This window comes from Streptomyces lomondensis (assembly GCF_014651035.1).
GTDB lineage: Bacteria > Actinomycetota > Actinomycetes > Streptomycetales > Streptomycetaceae > Streptomyces > Streptomyces lomondensis.
Map to the genome: position 1 here is coordinate 160,586 of NZ_BMWC01000003.1, position 16,529 is coordinate 177,114.

At 71.1% G+C, this 16,529-nt stretch carries 12 protein-coding genes and 1 pseudogene; 7 read left to right on the forward strand and 6 right to left on the reverse strand.

The annotated features are described in order from the left end of the window. Positions 1-48: 48 nt before the first annotated feature. A complete protein-coding gene (locus tag IE255_RS12200; RefSeq protein ID WP_190050233.1) occupies positions 49-912 on the reverse strand; it encodes a Sco1979 family transcriptional regulator in 864 nt (287 codons plus the stop codon). Between the two features lie 239 nt (positions 913-1,151). Here IE255_RS12200 and IE255_RS12205 point away from each other — a divergent pair, with 239 nt between their 5' ends. Continuing rightward, positions 1,152-1,577: a hypothetical protein gene (locus IE255_RS12205; protein WP_190050234.1), complete on the forward strand. Its 426-nt coding sequence runs from the start codon at positions 1,152-1,154 to the stop codon at positions 1,575-1,577. Here IE255_RS12205 and IE255_RS12210 read toward each other — a convergent pair. Continuing rightward, the gene (locus IE255_RS12210; protein WP_190050235.1) at positions 1,559-2,365 is read right to left on the reverse strand and encodes a helix-turn-helix domain-containing protein; all 807 of its coding nucleotides are present in this window, start codon (positions 2,363-2,365) and stop codon (positions 1,559-1,561) included. The genes IE255_RS12205 and IE255_RS12210 overlap by 19 nt on opposite strands. 127 nt (positions 2,366-2,492) lie before the next feature. On the opposite strand from IE255_RS12210, the gene IE255_RS12215 reads away from it, so the two are divergent. Further along, positions 2,493-2,798, forward strand: a complete 306-nt coding sequence (locus tag IE255_RS12215) for a 4a-hydroxytetrahydrobiopterin dehydratase (RefSeq protein ID WP_190050236.1) — start codon at positions 2,493-2,495, stop codon at positions 2,796-2,798. A gap of 4 nt (positions 2,799-2,802) precedes the next feature. Continuing rightward, entirely contained in the window at positions 2,803-3,546 is a 744-nt protein-coding gene (locus IE255_RS12220) for a class I SAM-dependent methyltransferase (RefSeq protein WP_190050237.1), read from the forward strand. On the opposite strand, the gene IE255_RS12225 is transcribed toward IE255_RS12220, so the two are convergent. Continuing rightward, positions 3,515-3,991 (reverse strand): hypothetical protein, encoded by a 477-nt coding sequence (locus tag IE255_RS12225; RefSeq protein WP_190050238.1) that lies wholly within the window; start codon positions 3,989-3,991, stop codon positions 3,515-3,517. The genes IE255_RS12220 and IE255_RS12225 overlap by 32 nt on opposite strands. After that, positions 3,988-4,467: a hypothetical protein gene (locus tag IE255_RS12230; protein ID WP_190050239.1), complete on the reverse strand. Its 480-nt coding sequence runs from the start codon at positions 4,465-4,467 to the stop codon at positions 3,988-3,990. The genes IE255_RS12225 and IE255_RS12230 overlap by 4 nt, the downstream gene beginning before the upstream one ends. 39 nt (positions 4,468-4,506) lie before the next feature. Between IE255_RS12230 and IE255_RS12235 the strand changes: the two are divergent. Then, a pseudogene (locus tag IE255_RS12235) lies at positions 4,507-5,465 on the forward strand (helix-turn-helix transcriptional regulator). A gap of 32 nt (positions 5,466-5,497) precedes the next feature. Next, a complete protein-coding gene (locus IE255_RS12240; protein WP_190050240.1) occupies positions 5,498-7,372 on the forward strand; it encodes a rhamnogalacturonan lyase in 1,875 nt (624 codons plus the stop codon). Between the two features lie 45 nt (positions 7,373-7,417). On the opposite strand, the gene IE255_RS12245 is transcribed toward IE255_RS12240, so the two are convergent. Together IE255_RS12245 and IE255_RS12250 are read right to left on the reverse strand one after the other, a co-directional pair. Next, positions 7,418-10,060: a cellulose binding domain-containing protein gene (locus tag IE255_RS12245; RefSeq protein WP_190050241.1), complete on the reverse strand. Its 2,643-nt coding sequence runs from the start codon at positions 10,058-10,060 to the stop codon at positions 7,418-7,420. A gap of 210 nt (positions 10,061-10,270) precedes the next feature. Beyond that, positions 10,271-13,189, reverse strand: a complete 2,919-nt coding sequence (locus tag IE255_RS12250) for a glycoside hydrolase family 48 protein (protein ID WP_190050242.1) — start codon at positions 13,187-13,189, stop codon at positions 10,271-10,273. A gap of 451 nt (positions 13,190-13,640) precedes the next feature. On the opposite strand from IE255_RS12250, the gene IE255_RS12255 reads away from it, so the two are divergent. Both IE255_RS12255 and IE255_RS12260 read left to right on the forward strand, forming a co-directional pair. Continuing rightward, positions 13,641-15,356 (forward strand): glycoside hydrolase family 6 protein, encoded by a 1,716-nt coding sequence (locus tag IE255_RS12255; RefSeq protein ID WP_190050243.1) that lies wholly within the window; start codon positions 13,641-13,643, stop codon positions 15,354-15,356. 147 nt (positions 15,357-15,503) lie between these two features. Next, positions 15,504-16,454, forward strand: coding sequence for a class I SAM-dependent methyltransferase (locus IE255_RS12260; RefSeq protein WP_190050244.1), 951 nt, complete (start codon positions 15,504-15,506; stop codon positions 16,452-16,454). The last annotated feature ends 75 nt before the right edge of the window (positions 16,455-16,529 follow it).

Below are 16,529 nucleotides of genomic sequence, written 5' to 3' on the forward strand. Positions count from 1 at the left end.
CCGGGGAGCACACCTGCCGACGGGGCCCGTACGGGTCAGCCCCCGGGCTCAGTAGCGCTCCCGGTACTCCCGCAGCAGCTCCTCCGTGCGCTGTGTGGAGCCCGCACGGGCCGTCATGTGGTCCAGGACCTCCAGATGCGCGGAGACCTCCTTGCGGGAGTCCAGGTACAGCGCCCCGGTCAGGTACTCGGTGAAGACCATGTCGGGCAGCTCCGGCTCGGCGAAGCGGAACAGCGAGAACGGCGCGTACGTGCCCGGATGCGGGCCGTCCTTGAACTCCGCCACCTGGAGCGTGACGCGGTCGCGGGCGGCGAACTCCAGCAGCTTGTCCAGCTGGTCGCGCATCACCCGGCCGTCGACGCTCACCGGGCGGCACAGCACCGTCTCGTCCATGATGACCCACACGTGCGGCGGGTTCGGGCCCTCCAGGAGTCGCTGCCGCTCCATCCGCAGCGACACGTGCCGCTCCACCGCCTCCGGCCCCGCGTTCCCGATCGTGCCCGCCTCCAGAACCGCACGCGCGTACCCCTCCGTCTGGAGCAGCCCCGGCACGAAGTGCGGCTCGTACGACCGGATGATCCGGGCGGCGCCCTCCAGGCTCACATACAGGCTGAACCACTCCGGCAGCACATCGTGGAACCGCTGCCACCAGCCCGGCCGGTTGGCCTCCTCGGCGAGCTCGACGAACGCGGTCACCTCGTGCTCCGGCACGCCGTACGCGGCCAGCAGGATCTGCACGTACGGGATCTTCAGCGCGACGTCGGCGGTCTCCATCCGCCGGACCGTCGCGGGGGCGACGCGCAGCACCCGCGCGGCCTCGTCACGGCTGAGCCCGGCCGCCTCGCGCAGCTCCTGGAGCCGCTTGCCCAGCACCACCTGGCCCACGGTCGGTGCGGCCCGCCGTTCACTCACGCCACGCCTCCCCAACGTGCCCAAGCCTGCGATCAGTCTGTCACGCCGCGTCGGCGGTATCACAGGGCCGGACGGTGGGAGATCGCGGGAATCGGGGGAGCGCCCGGGGCATTACCCCGCGGGTAATCGACCGGGCGCGGCCGGAACGGGATCGTGAACGCACCGGGCTCCCGGGCCGGCGCACTCCGGCCCGGGACTCGGTCCCTGCCGCACGACGACCCGACGGAGTGTGATGCCCCATGTCCGCGATCCAGCTCGCCGCGCTAGCCCGGACCTCCGAGCCGCAGTCGATGCTGCGCCGCTTCCTGGCCCTGGACGCCGTGGTCACCGGCGGCAACGCGCTCGCCTACCTGGCGTTCTCCGGCCCGCTCGGCCGGTTCCTCGGCGCCGACGCCACGCTGCTGACCGCCGTGGGCGCGTTCCTCGCGGTCTACGCGGCCGGCGTGGGCCTGCTGGCCGCCCGCCGCCGGCCGCCCGCGCTCGGCGTGCGGGCCGTCGTCGAGGCCAACCTCGCCTGGACGGTGCTGAGCCTCACGGCCCTGGCGCTGTGGCTCTCGCCGAGCACGGCCGGCGCGGTGTGGACGGTGCTCCAGGCCCTGACCGTGGCCGGGTTCGCCGCCCTCCAGTACACGGCCCTGAGGGCCCGTCAGGGCAGCAGCGCCTGAAGGTACTTGACCGTCGCCGGGTCGGCCGGGAGCAGCGTCTCGACGGCCAGCTCGGCGACGGTCACGTCCATCGGCGTGTTGAAGGTGGCGATCGAGGAGACGAACGACAGCGTCCGTCCCTCGTGCTCGATCCGCAGCGGCAGCGCGAAGTACGGCACCGGTTCCGAGGGCTCCTCCGCCGGATCCGCCTCGGGCACCGGATACGCCGCCACCTCCTCGTACAGCGCCCGCAGCGGCTCGGAGCGGTGCAGCGCGATCTGCCGCTCCATCTGCTCCAGCAGGTGCCCGCGCCAGGCGCGCAGGTTGCGGATGCGCGGCGCGAGACCCTCCGGGTGCAGCGCCAGCCGCATCGCGTTCAGCGGCGGCTCCAGCAGGGCCTCGGAGACACCGTCGACCAGCGTCATGATCCCCCGGTTGGCCGCCACCACGTTGTACAGCGCGTCCACCACCAGCGCCGGATACGGCTCGTAGCCGCCGATCAGCCGCTCGATGCCCTCCCGCAGGGCGCCCAGCGCCGGGTCGTCCAGCGGGGTCTCCGGGTAGCGTGGGGCGTAACCGGCCGCCAGCAGCAGCGCGTTGCGCTCCCGCACGGGGACGTCCAGATGCTCGGCCAGCCGCAGCACCATCTCCTCGCTGGGCCGGGAGCGGCCCGTCTCGACGAAGCTGATGTGCCGGGCCGAGGAGTCCGCGCGCAGGGCCAGCTCCAGCTGGCTGATCCGCCGCTGCTCCCGCCAGGCCCGCAGCAGCGGGCCCACGCCCTGGTCGGCGGTGGTCGGGTGAGTGGTCATGCCGGGACCGTAGTCGAGAACCGGTCGTGCCGGACAGGCACACGTCTGTGACCAGGGCTTCGGGCGTCCTGCTGTGGCAGGCTGAGAGGACACCGAGGACACCGGAGCCAGGGAAGGAGCGCAGCCCATGCCCGTCGAACCGCTGTCGCAGAAGGAGGTCGAGGACCGGCTGGCCGAGCTGCCGGGCTGGTCGCTCGACGGGGACCGCCTCACCCGCTCCTACCGGCTGGGCTCGCACTTCGCGGCGACGGCGATGGTCGTGCACATCGCCCAGGTCCAGGAGGAGCTCGACCACCACTCCGACCTCACGCTCGGCTACCACAGCGTCTCCCTGTCCGTGCACACGCACAGCGCGGGCGGCGCCGTCACCGAGAAGGACTTCGAGCTCGCCCGCAGGGTGGAGGACCTGGCCCCCGGGCACGGGGCACACTGACCGCGTGCTCGACTACGACAAGGAAGCGGAGCGGTACGACGCCTCGCGCGGCGGCGAGCCCAGGGCGGCCGCCGCCGCGGAAGCGGCGCTGAGCCTGCTGCCGCCGGACACGCGCAGCCTGCTCGACGTCGCCTGCGGCACCGGCATCGTGACCCGGCGGCTGGCGGCGGTGCGCCGCGGCATGCGGGTGACCGGCGTCGACCTCGCGCCGGCGATGACCCGGCAGGCCGCCGCCCGGCTCCCCGGCGCGGTCGTGCGCGCCGACAGCCGGCGGCTGCCGTTCCGGGACGGGGAGTTCGACGCCGTGTGCAGCGTGTGGCTGCTGCACCTGGCCGCCGGGCCCGCCGAGGTGCGGGCCATCGTCGGCGAGTGCGCCCGGGTGCTGCGGCCCGGCGGCGTCTACGTCACCACGGTCGACAAGGCCGCCTCCCACAACGTGGGCAGTGACATCGATGTCGTCCTGTCCTCGCGTCCGCCCAGCCCGGTCCGGGACGCGGCGGCGGACGTCGAGTCCCACGCCGCCGCCCACGGACTGGCCCCGGCCGGGCAGGCCCGCTTCACCGGCCGCGGCCAGGGCCGCAGCCCCCGCCGCACCATCGCCGACCTGCGCCGGGGCTGGTTCGTCACCCTGCCCCCCGGCGACCCGCTCGCGGAGGGCTTCGCAGCGCGGCTCGCGCAGCTCCCCGACCAGGACCGGCCCCGCCCCGCCCCGGTGTTCAGCCTGCGGGCGTTCCGGAAGGCCGGGTGAAGTCCATGGTCCAGTTGGTCAGCCAGGTCTCTCCGCCGTCGACGGAGAACGCCTGCTCCCAGCGGGCGGTCGTGGGGGAGATGCCCGACCAGACGAACCGCACGCGGACGTCCTTGCCGTCGTGGGTGTCGTCGCCGTAGAACCGGCCGCGTCCTGATTCGAACCGGCCGAAGACCGGGGGGAACAGGGTGCCGGTGATGCTGGAGGCCCAGTTCAGCGACCAGCGTTCGGTCTCCGGGTCGAAGAGCCGCAGCGTCGCGCCCTTGGCCGACAGGTGCGGCATGTCGATCTCGTCGAGGTTCGCGGTTCCGTCGAACAGCGGCCGGCAGCGGCTGGTGCCCGAGAACTCGTCCCAGCCGCTGTCCGGGTCGAGGAAGTCGGTGCGGCGGCGGTGCAGGACCTCCCAGTCGCCGTGGAAGAAGTCGAAGTCGTGCGCGCTGCTCATGTGCGGTCTCCGGTGGTTCCTTCGGGCAGGGAATCGGCCAAGTAGGCGTGCAGGTCGGGTACTTCGGGTGCGAGCAGGTGCCGCACCCAGGCGTCCCGTTCGTGCAGGATCGGCGGCAGCTCCCACACGCAGCCGATCCACGGCAGCTCCGGAGTGATGAAGTGGGTCGGGTCGCGGTCCGGGCAGCCCAGCACCGGCTGGCCCGCCGCCGCGCCCCGGAAGTGCAGGACGTTGTCCCACACCCAGCTGTACGCGTTCAGATAGGCGCCGTCGTCGCCGCCCCGGTGCAGGACGACGAAAGCCGCCGGGGGCGTGCCGTCCGGTTCCGGCAGCAGCTCCGGCAGGATGGCGTAGGCCGCCTTCTCCACCTCGGGGTCGACGCCTGCGGGGTCGGCGGTGACGTGGTAGCGCTTGACGTGCCGCCCGGCGACCTCGAGGGGCGGCGGCACGGTCAGCAGTTTCTCGCTGAAGGGCATGCCGGGACGTTAGAGCGGGTCCCCTGACATCCTGTGTCAGTGAAGTCCAGCCGACTCGTCTCCCTCCTCCTGCTGCTCCAGACCCGCGGCCGGATGACCGCCGCCCAGCTCGCCGAGGAGCTTCAGGTGTCGGTGCGCACGGTCTACCGGGACGTCGAGGCGCTGAGCGCGGCCGGTGTCCCGCTGTACGGCGACGCGGGCCACGCCGGGGGCTACCGCCTCATCGACGGCTACCGCACCCGGCTCACCGGCCTCACGCCGACGAGGCCGAGGCCCTCTTCCTCGCCGGCGCGCCCGGCGCCGCCGCCCAGCTCGGACTCGGCTCCGTCCTGGCCGCCGCCCAGCTCAAGGTCCGGGCGGCCCTGCCGCCGGAGCTGCGCGCCCACGCCGACCGGATCAGCGGCAGCTTCCACCTCGACGCCCCCGGCTGGTACGCCGACGCCGACGAGACGCCGTACCTCCCGGCCGTCGCCGACGCCGTCTGGAACCGCCGTGCCGTGCACGTCCTGTACCGCCGCTGGCGTGAGCCCACCGATGTGGAGCGCCGCCTGGAGCCGTACGGGCTGGTCCTCAAGGCGGGCCGCTGGTACGTCGTCGCGGGCCCGGGGCCGCGCACCTACCGTGTCGACCAGATCCTCCGGCTCACCGCCACCGGCGAGGAGTTCACCCGCCCGGACGACTTCGACCTGGCCGGGTACTGGGCGGCGTACCAGCGGGACTTCCACCACCGGCTGCGGACGGGCCGGGCCGTGGTCCGGCTGGCGCCGGGCGTGACGCTCCCCGGCGCGGCCGCGACCGAAGGGCAGCCCGGCGAGGACGGCTGGACCACCGTCACCGTGGCCATCGAATCCGTCGACCACGCCCACGCCGAGTTCCTGCGCCTGGGCTCCGGCATCGAGGTGCTCGAACCGCCCGGACTGCGCGAGAAGATGGCCCGGACCGCGGCCGAAATGGCGGACAGGTACGGCAACCCCCGGGCCGCCGGCGGCGACCTCTGAGGGAACCCCCCATCTCCCCAGGAGGTCCGTCAGTGAAGCACCCGCACAGGCACCGCAGACGCCGCCTGATCCTCCCCGTGGCCGTGACCGCGGCGGCCCTGGTCGGCGCCGGTCTGACCACGTTCGCCACGCAGGACGAGGCCCGGGCGGCCACCGCCCGGCAGGTCGAGAAGCTCGACCGGGGCGTGGTCAGCGTCCACACCGGCAGCGGCAACCTGATCAGCTGGCGCTGGCTGGGCACCGACCCGAACGACGTGTCGTTCAACGTGTACCGGGCCGGCACGAAGGTCAACTCCACGCCGATCACGGGCACCACGAACTACTTCCACTCCGGCGCCCCCTCCCAGGCCGACTACACCGTCCGCGCGGTGGTGAACGGCACGGAGCAGGGCGACTCGGTGCACGCGGTCCAGTTCCGCACCGGCTACAAGGACGTCCCGATCTCCCCGCCCGCCGGCGGCACGACCCCCGACGGGGTGGCGTACACCTACGAGGCCAACGACGCCTCCGTCGGCGACCTCGACGGCGACGGCGCCCTGGACATCGTCCTGAAGTGGCAGCCCACCAACGCCAAGGACAACTCCCAGTCCGGCTACACGGGAAACACGATCGTCGACGGCATCAAGCTCGACGGCACCCGGCTGTGGCGCATCGACCTGGGCCGCAACATCCGCTCCGGCGCCCACTACACGCAGTTCCAGGTGTACGACTACGACGGCGACGGCAAGGCCGAGGTCGCCATGAAGACCGCCGACGGCACGAAGGACGGCACCGGCGCGGTCATCGGCTCCTCCTCCGCCGACCACCGCAACTCCGGCGGCTACGTGCTGTCCGGCCCCGAGTTCCTGACGATGTTCAACGGCCAGACGGGCAAGGCGATGCAGAGCGTCGACTACGTCCCGGCCCGGGGCAACGTCTCCTCGTGGGGCGACAACTACGGCAACCGCGTCGACCGCTTCCTCGCGGGCACGGCCTACCTGGACGGCTCCCGCCCATCCCTGATCATGGCGCGCGGCTACTACACCCGCAGCGTGATCGCGGCCTGGGACTGGCGCAACGGCCAGTTCACCCGCCGCTGGACCTTCGACACCAGCTCCTCCACCAACAGCGGCAAGGGCTACGACGGCCAGGGCAACCACAGCCTGTCCGTCGCGGACGTCGACGGGGACGGCAAGGACGAGATCGTCTACGGCGCGATGACCGTGGACGACAACGGCAGCGGCCTGTGGACCACGAGGCTGGGCCACGGCGACGCCGGCCACGTCGGCGACCTCAACCCGTCCCGCGCGGGCCTGGAGTACTTCAAGGTCTCCGAGGACTCCAGCAAGCCCGGCTCCTGGATGGCCGACGCCCGCACCGGCCAGATCCTCTGGCAGACGGCGTCGGGCTCCGACAACGGCCGGGGCGTCGCCGCCGACGTCCACGCCGGCAGCCCGGGCGCCGAGGCCTGGTCCGCCGCCGACACCACCCTGCGCTCGGCGACCGGCGCCTCCCTGGGCCGGGAGCCGTCCAGCATCAACTTCCTGTCCTGGTGGGACGGCGACCCGGTCCGCGAACTCCTCGACGGCACCCGCATCGACAAGTACGGCACGTCCGGCGACCCCCGCCTGCTGACCGGCTCCGGCGTCTCGTCCAACAACGGCACGAAGTCCACCCCGGTCCTCTCCGGGGACATCCTCGGCGACTGGCGCGAGGAGGTCGTCTGGCGCACCAGCAACAACACGGCGCTGCGCATCTACTCGACCCCGCACGAGACCAGCACGAAGGTCACGACCCTGCTCCACGACACCCAGTACCGCACGGCCCTGGCCTGGCAGAACACGGCCTACAACCAGCCCCCGCACCCGAGCTTCTTCCTCGGCAGCGGCATGGCGACGCCGCCCAGGCCGACGGTCTACACCCCATGACACCCGTGGGTGCGCTGCCCCGGAGGACAGCGCACCCACCCCGCGTCAGCTGCAGCTCTGGTCGCCCAGCTTGAACGCGGCCGGTTTCGTGTTCGTTCCCGACCAGTTCGCCGTGAAGCCGAAGCTCACCGACGCACCCGCCGCCACCGTGCCGTTCCAGCCGACGTTCTTCGCCGTCACCGTCGTACCCGACTGCGCCGCCTCGGCGTTCCACGCCTGGGTCAGCTTCTGGCCGTCGGCGAAGGCCCAGTTCAGCGACCAGCCGTTCCAGGGGCCGGTACCGGTGTTGGTGAGCTGGACGTCCGCCTGGAAACCGCCCGACCACTGGCTGGTGACCTTGTACGTGACCTTGCAGGCGCCGGTCGGCGTGGGACCCGGCCCCGGGCCCGTCGTGCCGCCGTCGGAGCTGTCGCCGTAGATGACCCCGCGGCCGTTCGTCGAGACGTAGACACGGCCGTACACCCGCGGGTCACCGGTGATCGCCGCGCCCGTCCAGCCCCACTGGTGGGCGTCGTCGTTGACGCGTGTCCAGCTCGCGCCCTTGTCCGTGGAGCGGAAGATGCCGCGTACGCCGCCGATCTTGGCGCTGGTGTAGAGCGTCTGGTAGGAGGCGCCGGGCGCCGCCTTGCCGAAGCCGACGGTGTCGGCCTGCTCGACGTTCGGGAGCTTGGTGAAGCTCGTGCCGCCGTCCGTGGAGTGCCACAGGCCGTACGCCCCGTCCGGCGCGCCGCCCGCCAGCCAGATGTCGCCCTTCCCGCCGGGCAGGGCCTTGAAGCGGACGCTGTCGCCGCTCGGCAGGCCGGTGGCCGGGGACTCCTTGAACGTCGCCCCGCCGTCCGTACTGACGTAGAACTTCCCGGACTTGAAGCCGTAGAAGGTCCTCGGATCGACGCGGTCCGACTCGACGATCGCCCCGGCTGGGATCCCCCCGGAGGCCTGCCAGGACGTGCCGAAGCCCGTCGTGTGGTGCACGCCGGCGCCCTCGGGGCTCCACACGAACCTGCTGCCGTCCGCGGCCGAGGCGACCGTGCCGCCGCCGCTCACGCCCGAGGGGTCGGTCCCGGCGAACCAGTTGGCGCCGTTGTCCGTCGAGAACGCGATGTGCGGGCCCGAGTCCAGGTTGCCGACCCGGACGACCGTGTTCGGGTTCGACTCGGCGAAGTCCAGGCTCGTGGTCGTCGTGAAGTTCGGCTGCGTGAACATCATCGACGGGACCTTCGTCAGGTCCGTGTGGCGGAAGCCGCCGATGTCACCCAGCGCGCTCAGCAGCGGGGCGCCCGACGGGGGAGAGGCGAGGTCGTTGACCGCCGTCTCCTCCAGGCCCTGCACCATGGGCTTGACGGTGAACTTGCCGCCGTTGTCCCAGTTCCCGAGGTTCTCCGTGCCGTAGATCGTCGCGCCCGTCCCGTACATCATCCGGTTCGAGTTGAACGGGTCGATCTCCAGGGCTTCCGTCATCCAGCCCAGCTTCGGGGTCTGCTCCGGCGGTTGCGGGTTCGCGCCCCAGGTCAGCCACGGCGCGGACGAGACGTCCATCGTGTAGCGGTTCTCGCGGTTGGGGTACGAGGTGTAGTCCCACGCCTTGGTCCAGGTCGCGCCGCTGTTCGTGGAGCGGAAGATCTGCGTGTCCGGCCACCAGGCGCTGTACGCGGTCGCCATCACCGTGCCCGGCTTCTGCCGGTCCACGGTCAGCCCGCTGAAGCCGTAAAACGTGTCGGCCTCCGCAACCGGGCTGATGTTCGTCCACGCCCCGGTCCCGGTCGCGTACCGCCACAACTGGCCCTTGCCGCCGTCGTACGGCCCGCCCTTGTCGCTGTACGCGAGGTACAGATAGCCGTTCTTCGCGTCCAGGACGCCCTTGTGGGCGAGGTAGCCGGTCGGCTGGCCGGCCAGCCGCTGCCAGGTCGCGCCCGCGTCCGTCGAGCGGTACACCGCGTTGTCCTTGTCGGCGACCCCCACGTAGATCGTCTTCGTGGCGCTGCCCGACGTACCGGTGGACTCGTCGAAGGTGACCCAGACGATGCCCTGGTTGTCGCTGGAGTAGCCGGACGTGTCGCTCGGGTCCGCCACGTAGTTGCCGGCGTTGGGGAAGTTCGCCACCTGCGACCAGGTCACGCCCGAGTCCGTCGACCGCCACAGCCCCTTGCCGCTGGGCGCCCCCAGATACAGCACGCTGTTCCGGTTCGGGTCGACCGCCAGCCGCTCGCCCATGCCCCGCCCCGGCATGTTGCCGCCCAGCTTGAACGGCAGGTTCGCCTTCTGCCAGCTCGCGCCCCGGTTCGAGGAGCGCATGACCGCGCCGTTCTTCGGGTCCCAGCTGTTGGTGTACGTCCCGACCGCCGCGTACACCCGGTTCGGATCGACGGAGTCGGAGGCGATGCTCACCACACCGGTGTGCCCCCAGTCGTCCCAGCCGACCGAGTCCAGCAGCGGCGTCCAGGTCTTCGACGCCTCCTGCCAGCGGTAGGCACCGCCGATGTCTGTACGGGCGTAGGCGAGGTTCTTCTCGGTCCGGTTGAAGACGATCCCGGGAACGAAGCCGCCCCCGTCGATCCGGGCGTTCTTCCACGTGTACGTGTCGGCGGCGATCTTCACCGGCGGTGGATCGGCGGCCAGGGCGGTGGGCGCGCCCGACAACAGCCCGGCGGCCAGCGCCAGCACGGCCGTGAGGATACGGGTTCTTCGCACGGTGGGGTTCCTTCCGTGGGAGGGGGAACGTGCGAGGGCCGGGCGGCCCCCAGTGCGGGTGGGGACCGCCCGGCCGGTCGGCCTCGTCGTCAGGTGACGAGACCACGAACGCGGAGCTTCGGACGCTGTCAGGGGCGCGGGGAACTGCGCGACCAGCCACAACGGACCGGCAGCCGAAGTACGCCCGCCCCGCGGAGCGCCCGGCGGGGGCTATTCGAGAAGCTCCGCGTACGAGCCCATGGCCAACGCGATATCCGCCTGAGCCCAGAACCGGTGATACGTGAACGACGGCACCGCACCGCCCGCGAGATAGCTCTCGATCTTCGACCAGGCGGGGTCGTCCTCGTAGAAGGACCGGATCGAGTCGAACGTCGACGACGAGTTGATCGCGTCACCGTTCGGCATCGTGCCCGTCCAGCCGCTCGGGATGTACACCGGGTCGTCGAACCGGCTGTAGTCGGCCCGGTTCTCCGGGACGGCGATCCCCAGAGCGTCCTGGTGGTTGTCCCACATCCCGTCCAGCAGCTTCTTCGCCGCCGCCGCGGCCTCCGCGTCACCGGAGCGGTCGGCGTAGTACGTCAGCGTCTTGGCGTACGCGGCCGCCACACCGACGTCGTTGGTGTAGTCGACCACGCTGACGCGCAACCCGCTGTTGGAGCCGGGGTTCGACGCGTTCCAGGTGTCGGGCTGGCCCGACCACTGCAGCGTCGACGGGATGCGGAAGGTGCCGTCCGGGTTGAACGTGGTCTTGGACAGCGCCCAGTCGACCCACTTGTCGAGGACCGCCTTGGCCTGCGCGTTCCCCGTCTGCTGGTACAGCTCGGCGACCCGCTCCATGGACCACGCCTGGAAGCCGAACCACTGGTTGGACGGCGGGTCGTGGTACACGGGCTTCTCGTCGTAGTACATGCCGTAGAACGTCGACTTCCCGGCGGGCGGGGTCGCGTACCGGCCCGCCCAGCTGTTGGTCGCGCCGCCCGCGATGGCGCCCTCGTTCGACTGGAGCCAGCGGTAGAACTCCAGCTGCCGGTCGAGGGACTTGGCCCAGTCGGCCGCGCCCGTCGCCGACTTGGGCTTCAGCGGGGCGTAGTTGGCCAGCGCGTGCGCGGCCAGCGGGTTCTGGTAGCCGCCGTGGGCGTGGCTGGAGCCGATGCGCCAGGCCCAGCCGGCGCTGGTGTCGGTGGCGCCGCCCCAGGCGTAGTACCAGGACATCAGGTAGTGCGAGGCGTCCTTGCCGGTGCCCGCCGGGCAGGTCGAGGGACCGACGCAGTTGCCCACCTTCTTGAAGTACTTGTCGAACATGGAGTAGCGCAGGTAGTCGCCCATCTTGGCCGCCTTGGCGACCGTCGCGGAGACGTCCCCGCCCTTGCCCTGCTCCTTCGCCCACAGGTCCGCCCAGTAGGCGGCCTGCACGGCCCGCGCGTCGGCGTCCGGCGCGTTGGTGAACTTCCACTGCTTGGCGTAGGAGGCGTCACCGGTGAACAGGTCCAGGTAGCCGTTCTTGCCGCCGTACTTGAAGGCGTCGCAGGTCGGCTGCGGCACCGTCTCCCACACCGACTCCTGCGAACCGCGCTGGAAGGTGTTGATGTACGACGGGCCGGTGTCCGAGGGCCCCGCCTCGCACTTGCCGGGCGAGTTGCCGAAGCCGTAGACGTTGTCGACGTCCTGCAGCCAGTGCATGCCGTAGACGTCGTCCGTGCCGTACGCGCTCTTCAGCTCGGCCGCGATCGGGTCCGGGCCGACCGAGACGCCGGCGTCGAGCTTGGCCGGGTACTCGTTGGGTGTGTCCAGCTCGGGCGCGTAGGTCGCCGGCTTGGAGGCGTTGTAGAAGGAGTTGGTCGGCTGGTCGGCGCGGGTCGGGATCATGTACTTCTCCATCAGACCCCAGGCGCCGTTGAACTTCGACCAGTCACCGGTCACCTTGCCGTACATGGCCTGGAGCCACAGGAGGTAGCTGTACGCCTCCGAGGTGGTCTCATGGCCGTGGTCCGGCGCCTCGACGATCAGCGTCTCGACCGAGTGGTAGGGGATGCCCTCGGGGGAGAAGTAGCCGTTCGCCGGGTTGGTGATCTTCCCGTAGAGCTCCAGGAACCGGGCGTCGTACGCCTTCGTGGCCGCCAGCTGCGTCACGGTGACCGCGGCCTTGGCGTGTCCCGCGGCCGTCGACTCGAACACGGCCGAGCCGGTACCGGAGTTGGCGGCCGTGACGGTCACCTTCTGCGCGGTGTTCCAGTTCTGCGGGGTGAAGGTGAGCGAGGCGCCGGCCGTGACCGACAGGTTCGCGTTGCCGCTCGCGCGGGCCGAGGTCACGGTCACGTTGGAGGTGGGCTGCTTGGACAGCTTCACCTCGTAGGTGCCCGACTTGCCCGACTGCAAGCCCAGTTGGAGCGGCGAGGCCACGACGGTGGGACCGGCGGCGACCGTGATGCCGACCGGTGTGGAGTCGGCGGAGGCGCCCATGCTGTCGTACGCCTTCGCCACCAGGGAATGACTGCCCACGGTCAAATTGGAGACGGAGAGCGAGTAGGGGGCGCTGGTGTCCGTGCCCAGCAGCCTGGTGTCGTCGTAGAACTCCACCTTGCTGATCGTGGCGTTGTCCGCGGCCGCGGCGGTGGCCGCCAGCGGCACCGCCTCGCCCTGGCTGTAGACGGCGCCCGCGGCCGGGCTGGTCAGCACGGCGATCGGCGGCTGGTGCGCGCCGGTGCACGGGGTGCCGTTGACCGCGAAGGACGTCGGCGCTGTGTTGCTGCCGCTGTAGGAGAACTGGGCGCCGGTGGAGACGGCGGCGCCCGCGGCGACCCGGGCGTTGTGCTGAGCGTTCTTCACGGTGATGGTCTGGCCGGACTGCGACCAGGTGCCGTTCCAGCCGTTGCCCAGCTTCTGGTTGCCGGAGTAGGCGTAGGTCAGCGTCCAGCCGTCGATGACGTCCGTGCCGCGGTTGGTGAGGGTCAGGTCCGCCGTGAAACCGGAGCCCCAGTCGTTCGTCTTGTAGTCGACACTGCACTGGAGTGCCGCGGCCTGCGCGGGAGTCGTCCCTGAGGAGAGCATCGTCAACGGAAGCGCGAGAGCGGCGAGCGCGGCGGTCCACAGGCGCCGTACGGCTCTGCGTCTCCGGGGTGGGGGATGCATGGTGCTGGTTCCTCCTTGCGGCTCGGAGAAGTCAAGGCTTGAACCAGTGGGAGCGCTCCCATAGTGAGGACGGGTGTGGTATCGGTCAAGGTCCTTGAAGAGTCGAAAAGATTCGACGCCGTGTGTTGAGCGAAAGTCAGTTACTCCCCTGTTCTTTGCCCACACTTGGCGCTACCTTCCTTGACACCAGTGGGAGCGATTCCATCAGTCGGCGCGTCCGTCACGGCGTGCCCGAACTGCAAGGAGTCGCTCATGCGACACCCCCCCCGTTCAGTACTTGGAGCCGCCGCCGGCGTGAGAGCCCGCGTGCGGCGGACCCCTGCTGCCCCGGCGTCGGCCGCGTAGGACGCCGCACCGGCCCCGGCATGCCCCGGGAAGTCCCACCGCACCTCTGAACCCCCCACGTACCTGCGGAGACCGTACGAACCCGAAGGAAGAGGAACCCCCACTCATGAGCCGTACGAGAACTGCGTTACTGGCCGCCATGGCCCTGGTCGCCGGCGCGACCGGCACCGCGTTCGCCGTCGACCCGGGCGGCGTCGGCACCGCCGCCGTCCCGTGCACCGTCGACTACAAGATCCAGAACCAGTGGAGCACCGGCTTCACCGCCGCCGTGACCGTCACCAACAACAGCGCCGCGAAGTCCTCGTGGTCGCTGAAGTGGTCGTACGCCGGCAACCAGAAGGTCACCAGCGGCTGGAACGCCAAGATCAGCCAGAGCGGGCCCGCCGTCACCGCGGCCAACGAGAGCTACAACGCCCAGCTCGCGACGGGCGGTTCGGTCAACTTCGGCTTCCAGGGCAGCTACAGCGGCAGCAACGCGATCCCGGCCACCTTCACCCTCGACGGCGTGACCTGCAACGTCGATGCCGGCGGCCCCACGGATCCGCCGCCGGACCCGAACGGCCCCGCCAACCGGGTGAACAACCCGTACGCCGGCGCCAAGGTGTACGTGAACCCGGAGTGGTCCGCGAAGGCCGCCGCCGAGCCGGGCGGCAGCCGCATCTCCAACCAGCCGACCGGTGTCTGGCTGGACCGGATCGCGGCGATCAACGGCGTCAACGGCGGTATGGGCCTGCGCGCCCACCTCGACGAGGCGCTGCGGCAGAAGGGCTCCGGCGAGCTCGTCGTCCAGCTCGTCATCTACAACCTGCCCGGCCGGGACTGCGCCGCCCTCGCCTCCAACGGCGAGCTGAAGCCCGACGAGATCGGCCGCTACAAGACCGAGTACATCGACCCGATCAAGGCGATCCTCGCCGACTCGAAGTACGCCTCGCTGCGGATCGTCACGACCATCGAGATCGACTCGCTGCCCAACCTCGTCACCAACACCGGCAGCCGTCCCACCGCCACCCCGCAGTGCGACGTGATGAAGGCCAACGGCAACTACCAGAAGGGCGTCGGCTACGCCCTGAACAAGCTCGGTGACGTGCCCAACGTCTACAACTACGTCGACGCCGGCCACCACGGCTGGATCGGCTGGGACGACAACTTCGGGGCCAGCGCCACCCTGTTCAAGGAGGCGGCGACCACGGAGGGCGCGACCGTCAACGACGTCCACGGCTTCATCACCAACACGGCGAACTACAGCGCCCTGAAGGAGAACAACTTCACCATCAACGACAACGTGGCCGGCAAGTCCGTCCGCGAGTCGAAGTGGGTCGACTGGAACCGCTACGTCGACGAGCTGTCCTTCGCCCAGGCGTTCCGCAACCAGCTGGTCTCGGTCGGTTTCCCGTCCGGCATCGGCATGCTGATCGACACCTCCCGCAACGGCTGGGGCGGCACCGCCCGGCCCAGCGGCCCCGGCGCCCAGACCTCCGTCGACACCTACGTCGACGGCGGACGCTACGACCGCCGCATCCACGTCGGCAACTGGTGCAACCAGTCCGGAGCCGGCTTCGGCGAGCGCCCGCAGGCCAACCCGGCCGCCGGGATCGACGCGTACGTGTGGATGAAGCCGCCGGGCGAGTCGGACGGGGCGAGCAAGGAGATCCCGAACACCGAGGGCAAGGGCTTCGACCGGATGTGCGACCCGACCTACGAGGGCAACGCGCGCAACGGCTTCAACATGTCCGGTGCCCTGCCGGACGCGCCGATCTCCGGGCACTGGTTCTCCGCCCAGTTCCGGCAGCTGATGCAGAACGCGTACCCGCCGCTGTCGTGACCGGCTGAGGTCCCGTCCCCACGGGTCCGCCGGGGCTTCGGCCCCGGCGGATCGGTGCACGGGAATTTTGCGGGAGCGGCAACAGCAGTGGCCTTCTCGCGGTGCGTCGGCGCACGCTGACCGCATCCGAGCGAGAGGCTGACCACCATGGCGCACGACCACCACGAGCAGAAACACGACCATGGGCACGGGCCTGGGCACGGGCACCGTCACGGAGCTGGACACGGGCGCGGGCAGGGCCACCACCATGACCACACGGACATCGACTGGGCCGCGATGGGCCCGATGCTGGAGTCCTCGGCGGAGCTGTTCTCCTCCCTCTACGAGCGGGCCCTGGCCTGGCTGGCGCACGAGGTGACCGAACCGGGCCTGATCGTCGACGCGGGCAGCGGGCCGGGCGTGGTGTCCTGCCTGTTCGCCGAGACGTTCCCGGGCGCGCGGATCGTGGCCGTGGACGGCTCCGAGCCGCTGCTGGAACGGGCCAGAGCGCGGGCCGAGCGGCAGGGGGTCGCCGACCGCTTCAGCACGATCGCCGGTGAACTCCCCGATGTGCTCGACGAGTTGGACTACCCTGCCGACCTGCTCTGGGCGAGCCGCAGCCTGCACCACCTCGGCGACCAGCGGGCCGCGCTCGCCGCCTTCGCGGCACGGCTCGCGCCCGGCGGGACGCTGGCCCTCATGGAGGGCGGTCTGCCCCCGCGGTTCCTGCCGCGCGACATCGGCATCGGCCGGCCCGGCCTCCAGGCGCGGATCGACGCGGTGGAGGCGGAGTGGTTCACGCAGATGCGCACCGACCTGCCGGGCCATGTCGCGGTGACGGAGGACTGGCCGGCCCTGCTGGCCGGCGCGGGCCTGAAGTACACCAGGACGCACACGTTCCTCCTGGACCTGCCCGCACCCGCCTCGGACCGGGCGCGCGCCTATGTGATCACGTCCCTGTCGCGCCTGCGGGAGAGGATCACGGACGGCCTCGACGCCGAGGACCTCGCGACCCTCGACCGGCTCCTCGACCCCGGCGACGAGGCGAGCCTGCACCGTCGCCCGGACGTGTTCGTCCTGGAGGCCCACACCGTGCACACGGCGGTCCGGGCGGTCTGACCCGGGCCCTTGACTTCGAGAGCGCTTCAACTGATGGACTCCCCGGCATCGCACATCCGGCCGCAGCACAGGGGG

Bases quoted from the DNA above. Each gene is read 5' to 3' on its own strand.
- IE255_RS12255 (WP_190050243.1), top strand. From the start codon at position 13,641: ATGAGCCGTACGAGAACTGCGTTACTGGCCGCCATGGCCCTGGTCGCC.
- IE255_RS12250 (WP_190050242.1), bottom strand. From the start codon at position 13,189: ATGCATCCCCCACCCCGGAGACGCAGAGCCGTACGGCGCCTGTGGACC.
- IE255_RS12260 (WP_190050244.1), top strand. From the start codon at position 15,504: ATGGCGCACGACCACCACGAGCAGAAACACGACCATGGGCACGGGCCT.
- IE255_RS12215 (WP_190050236.1), top strand. From the start codon at position 2,493: ATGCCCGTCGAACCGCTGTCGCAGAAGGAGGTCGAGGACCGGCTGGCC.
- IE255_RS12225 (WP_190050238.1), bottom strand. From the start codon at position 3,991: ATGAGCAGCGCGCACGACTTCGACTTCTTCCACGGCGACTGGGAGGTC.
- IE255_RS12210 (WP_190050235.1), bottom strand. From the start codon at position 2,365: ATGACCACTCACCCGACCACCGCCGACCAGGGCGTGGGCCCGCTGCTG.
- IE255_RS12230 (WP_190050239.1), bottom strand. From the start codon at position 4,467: ATGCCCTTCAGCGAGAAACTGCTGACCGTGCCGCCGCCCCTCGAGGTC.
- IE255_RS12205 (WP_190050234.1), top strand. From the start codon at position 1,152: ATGTCCGCGATCCAGCTCGCCGCGCTAGCCCGGACCTCCGAGCCGCAG.